We start from the raw sequence: 14370 nt of genomic DNA, 5'->3' as shown, positions 1-14370 counted from the left end.
CCGTCACGTCCTGTGACGGGTCTCGAATGGCGCCCACTCTACTCTGCGCGTTTCGGAGTCTCCAGCCGTGGCCGTGCCTTTCTCCGGAGCATTCGCGCCCCACGCGGTCAGCCGCTGACGACGCCGAGCGGCACATGTGCCAGCGGCTCGTAGGTCGAGCCGCCGGCGCCGAGATGGCTGCGGAAGAGCGTCAGCGCGTCCGCCGTCCAGGCGCCGAAGGGAGCCGTCCCGACGGCCGCGAACGCCGCCGTCACCCGGGCCACGCCGCGCGGCGAGCGGACGCGGGCGAGCGTCAGGTGCGGGCGGAACGGCCGCGCCTCGTGCGGGAAGCCGAGCGGCGCGAGCGTGCGCTCGACGTCGGCCGCGAGCAGCCCAAGGTCAGCGCAGATCGCCGCCCACCCCGGCCCAGAGGACGCGCGGCCGCGCTGGGGCCGGGGAAGCGGCGCCGAGGCCGCCGGCCGCGAGCGCGAGCGGCCCGTGGCGGGCGGCGACCAGGCGCAGCGCGTCCTCGATCGACGCGATCCGTGCGGACACCACCTCGCCGAGGAAGCGCAGCGTCAGGTGCAGCTTGGCGGCGTCGCTCCAGCGCACGTCGGCCCGCGGCGCGGCGGCGCGCAGGCGCTCCTGCGCGCACGCCAGCGCGGCGCGGACGTCCTCCGGGACCTCGACGGCGACGAAGCAGCGCATCGGACGACGGCGCCGCGCTAGCAGCCGCGCCGCCCGCCGGCAACGCCGAACGCGCGCCGTTGCGTCGCCCGCAGCATGCCGGCCAAGGTGCGCGCCAGAGGAGGCCCGCATGTCCGTCGCCCTCGTCCGCTCGCCCCCGGCGGCACGCTCGCCCGCCACCATCGCTGCGCTGTGCGGCGGCGCCGCCGTCGCCGGTGCCGGCGCCATCCTGCTCGGCCTGTCGGCCGGCCCCACGCCGATCGACGGCTGGCGCCTCGCCGCACGCTGGACGGCCCGCGTGTCGTTTCTGCTCTTCATGCCGGTCTACGTCGCCAGCGCCTGGTACCGGCTCGCGCCGGGCGCGGCGTCGCGCGGCCTCATGCGCCGGCGACGTGCCGCGGGGCTGGCGTTCGCGACCGCGCACACGCTCCACCTGGCGGCGCTCGTCACCTTCGTCGTCCTCAGCGGGAAGCCGCCCGAGCCGATCACCATCGTCGTGGGCGGCGGCGCCTACCTGACGATGTTCGCGATGGCGGCGACGTCGACCGACGCCGCCGTACGCCGGCTCGGCCGCTCCTGGAAGCGGCTGCACGCCTTCGGCATCCACTACCTCTGGTTCGTGTTCGCCTTCTCGTACTACGGCCGCGTCGCCAAGGGCGACGCGACCTACGTGCCGCTGCTGGCGCTCGCGCTGGGCGGGCTCGGGCTGCGCGGCGTCGCACGCTGGCGCGCCGGGCGCGGCTGAGTGCCGAATACGCCGCGGCGTTACGGAAGTGCGCTGGCCTCGACTCCGGCAAAGGCACGCGCCAACCACAGGGTCACGATCATGAGCACCCCGTAGAAGCCGATCGCCAGGAGCGTCGGCACGATCCAGTTCGTGAGGGCATAGAAGAAGCCGCGATAGTACTTCGACGTCCGCGTCCGGTAGAGCAGGCCGTGAACGACGGGCGATCCCATCCGCTGGGCGAGAACCGCCGGATCCCAGAGCTGGCGCATCGCATTGTTTATGCGCCCCTCGAGATGCCTCCCGCTCTCCATGAGGACGACGAGCAGGGCGACGACCAACGCGAACCGGATGGGCGTAGCCACGAGCGCATTGGCCCAGGGTGACAGCGGGCCGGGCACGAGTTCGGCCAGGAGGTGCGCCTTCGACCCCACGGTGTCCCCGCCCAAGCCCCGCTCGGCGATCGGCCAGTTGGGATCGACCCACGGCAACGCGAGCAGGACGAGCGACGCCAGCAGCGTGGCGAAGTACACGACGCGCCTCGCCCAGACCCAGTCCCAGGCCAGCTCCTGGTGCTCGGCCCGGGCCGCAGCGAGCGCCACGTCCGGCGGCGTCAGCGCGCGGACGCCGCCCAGTGCGCTCGTCTCGCGATAGACGCCGGGCAGCACGATCGGCGCGTAACCGTCGGATCGCGAGCGGATGCGCTCGAAGACGCTCTCGTGAATCATCGGACCGCTGTTCGAGCCGTGCGCGGCGGCGACCGGCAATCCGCCGCGAAGCGAATGCATCATGTGGGCGAGGTCGCCGCGAAGCGTCGCCTTCTTCGCGTTCCGCGCGAGGATGTCTGCGATCCTGCGGGGCTTGTACCGATAGTAGCCACCGACGACGCCGCGGCGTGAGTCGTTCATCCGATCGAGATGGCGCGCGCGCTCCCGGATCCGCTGCCGCTCGGACGCCTCCAAGTGGAGGCCGTAGACCGACGCCCGATCGATCATCCAATCGAGGGCCTTGTAGGCGAGCCCGTCCTGCGCGTACCCCCCGCCGACGTCCGAGTGCATGCCTGTGAACCAGACCTGGCTGATCCGCTGTTGGTCGATCGGGGGAAGGCTCGCCCCGGGCGGTGTCCAGGACCCATGCTGGTCCAACGGTGGGCCGTTCTCGTGGTCGAGGTGCTCTTCGTCCCAGAGAAGGGGATGGAAGGAGTTGCGCTCGTCGTCGAGGGCAATCGCATGGCATCCTCGCCGGACTCTGCTCGACATGAAGCGATCGGGCATCGACAGGGGCCACACCCAGTGGTCGACGGCGCGGGTGATCTCCTCGATCGGCCCGCCGTACGCCGCCACGGTATCCCAGACGCCGACGAACTCGACGGTCGCCGGCACGTTCCCGCTCGGAGGATCCCGCAACACCCAATCCCGCAGCCGACGCAGCGGGCCGACGAGACCCAGGCTGACGTCGAAGCGCTTGCGGAAGCGGCGATACGCGGCGGCACTGGCCTTCACGAGCGCCGCCTCGTCGCCCGCGTACGGGACGATGCCTTGGTCCGCGATGAAGCCCGCCAGCACGCGGGCGGTGAACGCGCCGCGGCTGAACCCGAAGCAGTAGATGCGGTCGCCCGGGGCGTGGTTCCGGCAGAGAAAGCGGTAGAGGTCGAGGACGTTGCGCTTGAGCCCGATGCCGAAGATGCCGGTAACGGCCGCCAATGGCCGAAACGACGACGTACCGATTCCGTCGTCGTAATATGCGACCTGCGCCGTCGGATCGCTCCGATCGAGCGCTTCGTAGAGCCTCCACACGTTCGTCCGGAAGAGCTTGGCGGCACTGTTGCCAGTTCCGTCGGACAGCAGGACGATGTTCTTGCCCATCTCGCCCTCCAGGCTCGGATCTCCCGTGCGGAACGCCACTGCAATCCGGAGGCCGCCGATCGGACCGACCATCGCGCCCGGGGAGCGTCGATCTCTCGCTCCCCGCGTCCAGGAACACGGAGCGCCGGTCTGCGAAAACGGACGGCCGAGCGGAGCGCGCGGCGGTCGCGTGTGATTCGGACCGATCCGTGGCAGAGCGATGTCATGCCGATACCGCCGTCCCGTGCGCTCTCCGCCCGCTCGTCGTGGCTCGTGCTCGCACTCCTGCTGGCTCCCTGGACAGCGGCGCCCGCCGCGGCTCAGGCGACACGCACCTGGGTTTCCGGGGTCGGCGACGACGCCAACCCGTGCAGCCGCACCGCACCCTGCAAGACCTGGGCAGGCGCGATCTCGAAGACCGCGAACGGCGGCGAGATCAACGCCCTCGATCCCGCCGGCTACGGCGCCGTCACGATCACCAAGAACATCGTCATCGACGGCGGCGGCGTGCACGCTTCGATCCTCGCCTCGTCGACGACCGGCGTCATCGTGAACGGCACGAACGTCCGTGTCGTCCTGCGCCGGCTCAGCATCAACGGCGCCAGCGATGCGCCGTCGCCGGGGGTCACCGGCGTGCGCTTCCTCCAGGGCGCCGAGCTGCACGTCGAGGACTGCGTCATCGAGAACTTCTCGCAGCTCGGCATCTCCGCGGAAGGGTCCGGCAACCTCCACGTCGCCGACACGGTGATCCGCAACATCGGCGGGGCCGGGATCCGGGTGACGCCCGGCGGCGGCACGCCGCGCGTCACCGTCGAAGGCTCACGCCTCGCCACGGTGGGGATCGGGCTGCGCGTCGCGGGCTCGCTCGTCGCCCTCGCGCACGACACGAGCGTCACCGATTCCTCCGCCGCCGGGTTCTGGGCCGAGAACGGGGCCGAGCTGCACCTGCACGACGCGGTGGTCGCGCACAGCGGCGTCGGGGTACAGGCGAGCGGCGGCGCGGTGATCAACACCGCCGGGCTCACCGCCGTGAACAACGCCGGCGGCGCCTTCCTCGCCGAGGCCGGCGGCGTCATCGTGCCGTTCGCCGGCGAGCTCATCACCGGCAACCCGGCCGGCGGACCCTCGACGTGCGAGATCGGCGGCGCCTCCTCGCCGGTGGCCTGCCTCGGCGGCGGGGATCCCGTGTGCCCGACCCCGGTCTGCCCCACCCCCGAGTGCCCTGCGCCCGTCGTCCAGGCGTCGCTCGGGAACTGCAAGAAGTGCAAGACGAAGGGGACGAAGATGGTGTGCACGGGGTGCGGGATCGACCTCCAATGAGCGCGCCCCGCCCCCGCGTCACCGCCGGTTGCGGAAGAGCGCCATGTCGCGCACGGACATCCCGAGCACGTGGCGACGGATCCACTCCAGCGCGATCTGCGACGACAGCAGCTTCACCCAGTCGCGCGTGCCCCACAGCTTGTACTGCGCGGTGACGACTCCGTCGGCGGTCGCGAGGCCGAAGCACACCGTGCCGATCGGCTTCTCCGCCGTGCCGCCGTCGGGCCCGGCGATGCCGGTGATGCCGATGCCAACGTCCGCGCCGAGGGCGCGGCGCGCGCCGGCGGCCATCTCGCCCGCCGTCTCCTCCGCGACGGCACCCACGGCGGCGAGCGTCGCCGCCGACACCCCCAAGAGCGACTCCTTCGCCTCGTTCGAGTAGGCGACGACGCCGCCGCGGAACCACTTCGAGCTGCCGGGCACGTTGGTGAGGCGATGGCCGACGAGGCCGCCCGTGCAGGACTCGCCGAGCGCGACGGTGAGGCCGACGTCACCGAGGAGGCCGCCGACCACCTGCTCGAGCGTCGTCGCCGCGCCCTCGCCGTAGCAGAACGGGCCGATCGCCGCCTTCAGCTGGTCGCCGATCTCCTGCAGCTGCGCCGCCGCCGCGGCCGGCTCGCCGTGCACCACGAGCCGACACGAGATCTCCGGGAAGCTGGCGCGGAAGGAGAGCCGCCCGCGGTCGGACGGAACCACGCCGGCGACCAGCTCGTCGAGTCCCGACTCCGTGATGCCGAAGGTCTGGAAGACGCGCGCCAGGTACACCGCCCCGCCCCGCTGCGCGCGGATCCACGGCAGCACGACCTCCTCGACCATCGCCTTCATCTCGCGCGGCACGCCGGGCAACACCACGATCGACGCGTCGCCGACCGCGATGCGGTAGCCGGGCGCCGTGCCGAGCGCGTTGGGGACGATCGTCGCGCCCTCCGGGACCAGCGCCTGCTTCAGGTTGTTGAGCGGCATGTCGCGGCCCGACGCCGCGAACCACTGCCGCATCTTCGCCGCCGACGCGGCGTCCTCCACGAGCGGCACGCCGACCACGCGCGCGACCGTCTCGGTGGTGAGGTCGTCGGCCGTCGGGCCGATGCCGCCGGTCGAGATCACGACGTCGCCGCGCTCGAGCGCCTGGCGCCAGGCCCACGCGAGGCGATCGGGGTAGTCGCCGACGGCGAGGATCGTGGTCACGTCGACGCCGACCTCGAAGAGCTTGTCGGCGATCCACGCGGCGTTGGTGTCGGCGATGCGGCCGGTCGTCAGCTCGTCGCCGGTGGAAAGGATGACGGCGCGTTCGATCACGGGAGAACCTCCAGGAGCAGGCGGGCGACGAGGCCCGCATAGACGCCGGCGACGAGGTCGTCGCCGACGACGCCCAACCCCCCGGGCCAGGAGCGGTCGACGACGCCGGCGGGAAACGGCTTCCAGACGTCGAAGAGGCGGAAGAAGACGAACACCACGGCCGCCGCGGTCCAGGTGGCCGGTACGAAGCACGACGCGACGATCATGCCCGCGATCTCGTCGATGACGATCTTACCGGCGTCGTGCCCGAAGAGCGGCTCGGCGCGGCCGGCGGCCCAGATCGCGATCGCGATCAGCGCGGCCACGGCGGCGGCCCAGAGCCCCGGGCCGCCGCGCGCGTGGACGAGCCCGAGCAGGGGGATCAGCGGCACGGCGACCAACGAGCCCGCGGTCCCCGGCGCGACGGGCACGTAGCCCGCTCCGCCGCCGGTCGCGAGGATCACCACGAGCGCGCGCACGGCCGATGGCTACGGGGTGCCCTCCGCGCGGTCAAGGCATGCCGGACGCGACTTTCCAAACCTGCGCGGAGTTGATACCCCGCGCCCCATGCTGACGACGCGGCAGGTCGCGTGGATGGTGGTGCGGAGCGCCGCCCGGGAGCAGGGATGATGAGCGGGCTCGCACGCGAGCGCGACGTCGCGGTGGAGGCGGCACGCGAGGCCGGCGCGCTGATCCGCCGGTACTACGACGGCACGGTCGAGAACCTGCGCACCGAGGACAACCCCCTCACGCTGGCCGACCGCGACGCCAACGACTGCATCCACCGGCTGATCTCGCAGGCCTTCCCCGCCGACGGCTGGCTCTCCGAGGAGACCGCCGACTCGAAGGAGCGCCTCGAGCGGCCGCGCGCGTGGATCGTCGACCCGCTCGACGGCACCAAGGAGTTCACGCAGCACATCCCCGAGTTCTGCGTCTGCATCGCGCTGGTCGAGAACGGCCGGCCCGTCGTCGGCGTCGAGTACAACCCCGCCGCCGACCGTCTCTACGTCGCGGTGAAGGGCCAGGGCACGACGGTCAACGGCGCGCCGGCGCGGGTGAGCACGCAGGCCGACGTCGCCCGGGCCGAGGTGCTCGCGAGCCGCTCCGAGGACAAGCGGGGCGAATGGGACGTCTTCAAGCCGCTGTGCAAGGTCGTGCTCACCGGCAGCGTCGCGTTCAAGCTGGCGGAGATGGCGACCGGCGCCGGCGACGCCACCTTCACGCTGACGCCGAAGAACGAGTGGGACATCTGCGCCGGCTCGATCCTCGTCGAGGAGGCGGGCGGCAAGGTGACCGGGCTCGACGGCCAGCCGCTCGTGTTCAACCAGCCGTCGCCGCTGCGGCCGGGCATGGTGTCGTCGAACGGCGTGCTGCACGACGCGCTGATGCGCCTCATCGCCGAGTACGGCGAGCAGGCGAAGCCGAAGAGACGCTGAGCCCGCGCCGCGCGCCCGTCCGCTCTCCGTCGTCGCACGCGCCGCGGGCGCGCGCCGCGTTGCTCCTCGTCCTCGCGCTCGGCTGCTCGTCGCGGACCGAGGGGCCGCCGCGCGATCCGCAGGCAACGCGTGCGCCCGATCTCGTCGACGTCGCGAGCCTCGATCCGACGCTCGAGCTCGACGTCCGCTACGCCACCGCCAACAACTTCGTCGGCCGGCCGGTCTATCCCGCCGGCACGCGCGTCTGGCTCCAGCGCCCGGCGGCCGAGGCCGTGGTGCGCGCCCATCGGCGTCTCGGCCAGTACGGCTACGGTCTCGTGCTCCTCGACGGCTACCGCCCGTGGTCGGTGACGCGGCTCTTCTGGGAGATCACGCCGCCGGCGCAGCGCGCCTACGTCGCCGACCCGGCCCAGGGCTCACGGCACAACCGCGGCTGCGCGGTCGACGTCACGCTGTACGACCGCACGACCGGCCGCCTGGTCGGCATGCCGAGCGAGTACGACGACTTCTCCGGCCGCGCGCACCCCGACTACGAGGGCGGCACGCCCGAAGCGCGCGCGCGCCGCGAGCTGCTGCGCCTCGCCATGGAGAACGAGGGCTTCACCGTCTACCCCGCCGAGTGGTGGCACTACGACTGCGACGGCTGGGAGCAGTGGCCCGTGCTCGACGTGCCGATCGAGACGCTGGGACGCTAGCGCAGCCGGCGGCGGCGCATCACTTCCATCGCGACCGCCGGCAGGTCGGTGATGAGACCATCGACCCCGAGCTCGAGCAGACGGTGCATCTCGACCGGCTGATTGACGGTCCAGACGTGCACCTCGAGCTCGAAGCGGTGCGCGGCCTCGAGGAACGGCGTGGTGACGATCTCCATCCCGTCCCAGGCCGGCGGAACCTGGAGCGCGACGGCCGGGGGCACGTAGCCCTCCCACCGGTTCTCGCGCAGGCGGCCGACGAAGTCGGCGACCTCCTCGGCCGAGAAGCTCGTCAGCATGTCCGGCGCGGCGGCGCGGATGCGCGTCCCGATGCGGGAATGCTCGGCCGCGAGCAACGTCTGCCTGCGCGCGCCGTGACGGTCGAGCACCGCGAGGACGGCCGCTTCGATCGCCGGCTCGTCCTGCTTGATCTCGATGTTGAGCGGGACGCCGGGATGGGCCGCGAGGAGCGCGTCGAGGGTCGGCACGACGATGCCCTTGCCGCGGTGCGGATGGCTGCCGTCGGGCGCGCGGTGCTGCCAGCCGGCGTCGAGCGCCTGGAGCTGCGCCAGGGTCATGGTGCGGACGGGGCCGCTGCCGTCGGTGGTGCGATCGACATCGGGGTCGTGCAGCACGACGACGTGACCGTCGGACGTGGCGTGCACGTCGAGCTCGAGGCGATCGGCGCCGAACGTCAGCGCCGCCGCGAATGCCTCGAGCGTGTTCTCGGGCCACGTCCCCGAGGCTCCGCGATGGGCGAAGAGGCGGGGACGGGGCCCGTCGAGATAGCGCAGGGGCCTACTCCGCGCGGCAGGCGCTGGGCGACAGCGCCACGCGCACCGGCGAATCGGTCTCGGGGAGAGCGGCCAGGTGCTGCGTGACCGTGCCGCGCACGCGCTCGAACGAGCGCCGGAGATGCGCCGGCACCGCGGCGTCGCGGGCCAGGCGGATACGCATGGGATCGAGCTGCTCGCCGTCGAGCGCGACCTCGTAGTGGAGGTGCGGACCGGTGGCCAGGCCGGTCGCGCCGACCCAGCCGATCACCTGCCCGCGCTCGACCGTGCGGCCCTCCTGGATGCCGGGGGCGATCTCGCTGAGATGGCCGTACGTCGTGGTGACGCCGTCGCCGTGGGTCAGACGCACGGCGATGCCGAGGCCGCCGCTGCGCCCCGCCTCGATCACCGCGCCGCCCGCGGCCGCCCGCACGGGCGTGCCGCTCGGCGCAGCGAGATCGACGCCCAGGTGCGGGCGGGTGCGGTGGAGCACGGGATGGAAGCGCTCCCACGAGAACTCGGAGCTGATCTCGGTGAACTCGACCGGATAGCGCAGGAAGGTACGGGCGAGCGACTCGCCGTTGGGCGCGTAGTAGTTGCTGCCGTCGTCGTCCTCGAACAGCACGGCCGAGTAGGTCCGGCCGCGGGTGACGATCTCGGCGCCGAGGATCTGGCCGGTGAGCGGCTTCTGGCGGCCGACCTCCCAGATGTTCTCGTAGATGACGCGGAACTCGTCGCCGGGATCGAGCCGCTCGATCTCGACGTCCCAGCCGAACACCTCGGCCATCGACGCCGCGATGCTCGGCGGCACGCCGGCGTCGATCGCGTCGTCGCGCAGGCCCTGCGAGATGCGCCCGGCGATGCCCTGCACCTCGCGCACGTACGGCAGCGCCTCGACGCGGGCTTCGAGGGCGCCGTCGTCCTCGCGCTCGAGGACCAGGAGCGAGCTGTCGTCGATCTCGTAGCGGATCGAATCGAGCGTCCGGGTGGCGCGATCGAAGCGCAGCGTCAGGCCGCGGCGGGGACGAATCTGCCGCAGGTCGTAGACCTCCTCGGCCGCACCCAGCCACTCGCGCGCCGTACTGACGCCGATGCCGCGCATGTAGAGGAGACGCTCGACGCTGTCGCCACGGCGCACGTGGACGTGCTCGTCGATGACGCCGCGCGATCCGAAGCGCGGCGGCTCGGGCGCGCGCACGACGCGCCGGGCGCTCTTGCCGGCGTAGCGACGCCGCCACGCGGTGCCGGTACGCGCCGTGGCCTTGCGACCCGCCGATGCGCGCGCCGTGGCGCCGGCGCTCGTCCTCGGGGCGGGCTTGCGCGCCGCAGACTTCGGCGCGACCTTGCCAGGCCCTTTCCCGACGGGCTTGCGGGCGGTCTCCCTGGCGCTGGCCTTCGTCTTCGCTTTGGCCGGGGCGGCCTTCTGCGCGGGCTTCTTCGGGTCGGCCTTCTTCGGGTCGAGCTTCTTCGCCGCCGGCTTGGACGACGGGCGGATACTCTTCGACGCACGCGCCAGCGATGGGAAACACATCGCGACCACGCACAGGATCAGGATCACGGGTCGCACCATGTGCGACCGCGTCCCCATCAGGTTTCGGCGTCTCGACACGTCGTCGGTCCTCCGATCCCGCCGCGCTGGGGAACGCGACGAACTCGTCACTGGAATTTCGCTGCGGAGCTTGCGGCGCGCGCAAGCTGCCAAAGGGCCTCCCGGAAGTCAATCTTCGGCGTTGCAACAAACGCGGAAACCTGCACCCAGAGCGCCTCCGCCGCACCCCACCACGCCGTCTTCCACTCCGGGTCCCGCGTCGCCACGACGCGAGTCATCGTCTCTTCCATCACCCGCAGCCGTGCGTCGAACGCGTCGAACGTGGCTGCGATCCGTTGCACGTCGGTGCCAACGGCGACGAGCCGCTCGCCGTCGGCCGTCGCGCGCCGCTGCGTCGCGGACGCGATCTCGGCCGCGCTCGCGAGCTCGTCGCGCAGGCGGTCACGCGCCTCCGCGAGGCCGTCGAGGTCGCGGCTCGCGTCGTCGAGCCGGCTGCCGAGCCCCGCCAGACCGCGCTCGAGGGCAGCGCGCAGGCCGGCGGCTTCGCGGTGGACCAGGTCCTCGATGCGACGCCGGTCCGTTGCGCCGCCCTCCGCGGCGGTGCGCACTGCCGCCTCGGCGGTCTCGGCGGCGCCCTGCAGCTCGCGGCGCACGCCGGCGACGGCGTCGGCGGCGACGGCCGCCGCCTGCCGGGCCGCCGCGGCGTCCGCGCAGGCCCGGGCGACCTCGTCGCGCAGCGCCGTACGGTCGCCTTCGACGGTTTCGACCCGCGTCCCGATCGCCGCGACGGCGCTCTCGACCACCGCGAGCGCCTCGCGCGACACGGCCTCCCCGGCCCGACCGGTCAGCCCCTCCACCGTGTCGCGCAGGCGCTCGAGCTGCACGCGCAGGGACTGCTGGCCCTGCTGGAGATCGTCGACGCCGTCCGCGAGCGGCCGCTGCCCGGCGACGACCGCGGCCAGCGCCGCCTCGAGCTCGCGGCGCGTCGCCGCCAGCGCCTCGTCCCCGGGGCCGGCGACGAGGCCTTCCAGCTTCGCCGCGGCGTCGCCCTGCGCCGCGGCCAGGCGGGCCATGGCGCCCTCGGTGTCGGCCTGCGCCGCCGTCAGGCGGGCGACGACGTCGCTCAGCGATTGGCGGCGGGCGGCGTCGTCCGCGAACGTCGTCTCCCACTGCGCCTGCACGGCGCCGAGCTGCTCCACGAGCCGCGCCAGCCGGGCCACCTCGTCGCGCAGGCCCTCGAGCTCGGCGGCGGCGGCCGCCGCTTCGAGCGGCGCGATCGTGCCCACACCGCCGCCCGCCTCCAGGCGTTCGACCGCGGCGCGCAGCGAGGCGACGTCGTCGGCCGCGCCGTCGGCCGCGAGGCGGGCGATCTCGACCCCGAGACGCTCCAGCACGGCGTCGACGTCGGCGGAGGCTCGATCGGCCCGCTCCATCGCCTGGATCGCGGTCGTGCGCACGGCTTCGACCAGGCTGCGCAGGTCGCGGGCGGCGCGATGGCCGTCGGCGGTGACCGTCGTCACCTCGTCGCGCAGGAGGGCGACGGCGGTCTCGAGCTCGTCGAGCCGCTCGGGGCTCGACGCCGGCGAGGGGCCGCCCATCGACAGACCGTGCTCGTCGAGCCGACCGACGAGATCCTGCACCCGCTCCTGGCACGCGTGGACCTGCGCCAGCATGGCGTCGCGGTCGGCGGTGAAGCGGGCGATGAGCCCGCCCAGGGCCACGCCCTTCGAGTCCTCGCGTCCGGCCGCCATCAGAGCGACTCCGCCGCCGCGGGCGTGCCGGGTGCCGCGGGCACGGCGTCCCTCCCGAACGTACGCTCCAGCAAGGGGCGCACGCGGGCGAGGAGCGTCTCGCGCCGCACCGGCTTGGGCAGGTAGTCGTCCGCGCCGGCACCGCCGCCGCCCGCGAGCAGCTCGGGCGCGTCGGGCCTCGTCAGCATGAGGATCGGGACGACGGCCGTCGCCGGGTCGGCGCGCAGCCGCCGGCGGACCTCGACACCGTCCATGCCCCGCGAGCCGCCGTCGAGCACGACGACGTCGGGACGCTCGAGCGCGGCCATCGCCAGGGCTTCCTCGCCGTCCTGCGCGGTGAGGACGACGAGCCCGAGCTTCGCCGTCTCGAGCATGAGCCGGACGACCTGGCGCAGGCTCGGCTCGTCGCCGGCGACGAGCGCCCTGAACGTGCGCGCCGGCCGCTGGGCCGCAGCGCGGGAGGCCGCCGGCGCCCGCGGGGGATCGGACACCGGGCCGGCAGCGGGCACGGCCGATCGCGGCGCCGCCATCGGCTCGGTCGGCGCTGGCTCGTCGGCCCCGTCGGTCGGGACCTGGACGACGCGCAGGACCTCTTCGGGCGTCGTGACGCCGGCGGCGATCTTGGCGATCGCGTCCTCGCGCAGCGTGCGGCGCGACTCGCGCCGCGCCTGGCGGCGCAGCTCGCTCTCGCCCAGGTCGCCGGCGATGATCCTGCCGATGGCCGGGCCGACGGGGAGCACCTCGTGGACGCCGATCCGGCCGCTGTAGCCCGTGCCGCGGCAGCTCCGGCAGCCGCGGCCGCACCGCAGCCGGCCGCGCTGCGCCTGGAGGCCGAGCATGTCGAGGACGTCGTCGGGCACCTCGTGCGGGCCGGCGCAGTCGCGGCACACGCAGCGTACGAGTCGCTGGGCCATGAGCAGCGTCACCGACGAGGCGACCGCGGACGGCGAGATGCCGAGGTCGATGAGGCGCGTCACCGCGGAGGCCGCGTCGTTCGCGTGCAGCGTGCTCAGCACGAGGTGCCCCGTCTGCACCGCCTCGAAGGCGATGCGCGCGCGCTCGGCGTCGCGCATCTCGCCCGCGAGGACGACGGCGGGATCCCGGCGCAGCACGCCCGCGACGGTGAGGCCCCGGCTCTCGTCCGCCTCGACCCGACGCATCCCGTCCCGCTGGTACGCGATCGGGCTCTCGAGGGCGACGACGGCGCGGGCCGGCGAGACGATCTCGCGGGCGAGCGCGCACAGGGTCGTCGTCCTGCCGCTGCCGGTCGGCCCGGTGACGAGCACCATGCCCTGCGGCTGGGCGATGGCCTCGCGTACGAGGCCGAGATCGCCGGACGGGAGGCCGAGGTCCTCCATGCTGCGCACGGCGCGCGTGGCATCGAGGATGCGCAGCGTGACCTCCTCGCCGTGCGGCGTGGGCAGGCTCGAGACGCGGACGTCGAGCGTTCGTCCCTGCCACCGCACCTGGAGACGGCCGTCCTGCGGGACGCGGCGCTCGGTGAGGTCGAGCTTGGCCATCACCTTGAGGCGCGCCATGAGCGGGCTCTCCACCCACTTCGGAAAGCGCAAGCCCTCTTCGAGGATGCCGTCCACGCGGTAGCGCAGCGTCGGCCCGTCGGGGCCGGACTCGAGGTGGACCTCGCTGGCGCCGGCCCTCGTGCCCTCGATCAGGATCATGTCGGCGAGCTTCGCGACCGGCGGGAGGTCGGCGTCGCCCGCGATCGTGCGCAGATCGGCGCCGGCCTCGTCCTCGAGCGCGACGAGCCCAGGCTGCTCGGGCTCGGATCCGCCGCTCCCGAACCGCTCGCGCGCGTCCTCGATCCGATAGGCGGCGGCGATCGCCTCGCAGAGCGCGCCACGGGGTGCGACCAGCGGCGTGACGCGCTTGCCGGTGGCGAACTCGACCGCCTTGATGGCGTCCAGGTCGAGCGGGTTCGCCATCGCCAGCTCGACCCTGCGGTCGTCGAGCGCGATCGGCAGGACCTCGTGCTGGAGCGCCAGGGCGTCCTTCAGGATGCCCACGGCCGCGGGCGCGAGCGTCAGGCCCGCCGGCTCGACGCGGCGGAGCTTCAGCGCGTCGGCCAGCACCGTCGCCAGGTCGGCCTCGGGCACGAGGCCTTCGCGCGCGAGGAGGTCCGCGACGGCGAGGCCCTCGGTCTCGGTCGCCTGCTCGAGCCGCTGCGTATCCACCGGGGTCAGGTGCCCGCGCCGCTGAAGGAAGCGGAGCAGCGCCCGCCGTCCGTTCAGCCCCGGTCCCATGAAAACCCCACCCGCATCCGAGGCCCTCCATCGGCCGTTTCCGGGCCGAACTTGAGCCCGGCCGCCTCGCCGAACGGGG

The 14370-nt window shown here is 73.5% G+C and carries 13 protein-coding genes; 4 read left to right on the top strand and 9 right to left on the bottom strand.

Going from position 1 to position 14370, the window contains the following annotated elements:
• Positions 1-107 precede the first annotated feature (107 nt).
• Together KIT14_04820 and thpR are read right to left on the bottom strand one after the other, a co-directional pair.
• Complete coding sequence (locus KIT14_04820; GenBank protein MCW5889855.1) at positions 108-389, bottom strand: hypothetical protein; 282 nt, start codon at positions 387-389, stop codon at positions 108-110.
• Entirely contained in the window at positions 379-687 is a 309-nt protein-coding gene (thpR, locus tag KIT14_04815; GenBank protein MCW5889854.1) for an RNA 2',3'-cyclic phosphodiesterase, read from the bottom strand. Before thpR ends, KIT14_04820 begins: the two co-directional genes overlap by 11 nt.
• 109 nt (positions 688-796) lie before the next feature.
• Between thpR and KIT14_04810 the strand changes: the two genes are divergently transcribed.
• Positions 797-1411 (top strand): hypothetical protein, encoded by a 615-nt coding sequence (locus KIT14_04810; protein ID MCW5889853.1) that lies wholly within the window; start codon positions 797-799, stop codon positions 1409-1411.
• A gap of 20 nt (positions 1412-1431) precedes the next feature.
• Here the strand turns inward: KIT14_04810 and KIT14_04805 are convergent, their stop codons facing one another.
• Entirely contained in the window at positions 1432-3327 is a 1896-nt protein-coding gene (locus KIT14_04805) for a DUF2235 domain-containing protein (protein ID MCW5889852.1), read from the bottom strand.
• A gap of 132 nt (positions 3328-3459) precedes the next feature.
• Between KIT14_04805 and KIT14_04800 the strand changes: the two genes are divergently transcribed.
• Positions 3460-4554 carry a right-handed parallel beta-helix repeat-containing protein gene (locus tag KIT14_04800; protein MCW5889851.1) on the top strand — a complete coding sequence of 365 codons (1095 nt, stop codon included), beginning with the start codon at positions 3460-3462 and terminating at the stop codon, positions 4552-4554.
• Positions 4555-4572: 18 nt separating this feature from the next.
• Here the strand turns inward: KIT14_04800 and KIT14_04795 are convergent, their stop codons facing one another.
• Positions 4573-5850, bottom strand: coding sequence for a competence/damage-inducible protein A (locus KIT14_04795; protein ID MCW5889850.1), 1278 nt, complete (start codon positions 5848-5850; stop codon positions 4573-4575).
• Positions 5847-6308 carry a phosphatidylglycerophosphatase A gene (locus tag KIT14_04790; protein MCW5889849.1) on the bottom strand — a complete coding sequence of 154 codons (462 nt, stop codon included), beginning with the start codon at positions 6306-6308 and terminating at the stop codon, positions 5847-5849. Before KIT14_04790 ends, KIT14_04795 begins: the two co-directional genes overlap by 4 nt.
• A gap of 147 nt (positions 6309-6455) precedes the next feature.
• Between KIT14_04790 and KIT14_04785 the strand changes: the two genes are divergently transcribed.
• Together KIT14_04785 and KIT14_04780 are read left to right on the top strand one after the other, a co-directional pair.
• The gene (locus tag KIT14_04785; protein MCW5889848.1) at positions 6456-7265 is read left to right on the top strand and encodes a 3'(2'),5'-bisphosphate nucleotidase CysQ; all 810 of its coding nucleotides are present in this window, start codon (positions 6456-6458) and stop codon (positions 7263-7265) included.
• Positions 7266-7324: 59 nt separating this feature from the next.
• A complete protein-coding gene (locus KIT14_04780; GenBank protein MCW5889847.1) occupies positions 7325-7960 on the top strand; it encodes a M15 family metallopeptidase in 636 nt (211 codons plus the stop codon).
• Here KIT14_04780 and KIT14_04775 read toward each other — a convergent pair.
• The 4 genes from KIT14_04775 to tadA form a co-directional block, all read right to left on the bottom strand.
• Complete coding sequence (locus KIT14_04775) at positions 7957-8622, bottom strand: glycerophosphodiester phosphodiesterase (protein ID MCW5889846.1); 666 nt, start codon at positions 8620-8622, stop codon at positions 7957-7959. The two genes, KIT14_04780 and KIT14_04775, sit on opposite strands and share 4 nt — an antisense overlap.
• A gap of 133 nt (positions 8623-8755) precedes the next feature.
• Positions 8756-10300 carry a M23 family metallopeptidase gene (locus tag KIT14_04770; GenBank protein MCW5889845.1) on the bottom strand — a complete coding sequence of 515 codons (1545 nt, stop codon included), beginning with the start codon at positions 10298-10300 and terminating at the stop codon, positions 8756-8758.
• A gap of 86 nt (positions 10301-10386) precedes the next feature.
• Positions 10387-12030, bottom strand: a complete 1644-nt coding sequence (locus tag KIT14_04765; protein MCW5889844.1) for a hypothetical protein — start codon at positions 12028-12030, stop codon at positions 10387-10389.
• Positions 12030-14291 carry a Flp pilus assembly complex ATPase component TadA gene (tadA, locus tag KIT14_04760; protein ID MCW5889843.1) on the bottom strand — a complete coding sequence of 754 codons (2262 nt, stop codon included), beginning with the start codon at positions 14289-14291 and terminating at the stop codon, positions 12030-12032. Before tadA ends, KIT14_04765 begins: the two co-directional genes overlap by 1 nt.
• Positions 14292-14370: the final 79 nt, after the last annotated feature.

The organism is bacterium (genome assembly GCA_026129405.1).
GTDB lineage: Bacteria > Desulfobacterota > Binatia > DP-6 > DP-6 > JAHCID01.
This window is presented reverse-complemented; position numbering and strand designations above follow the sequence as displayed.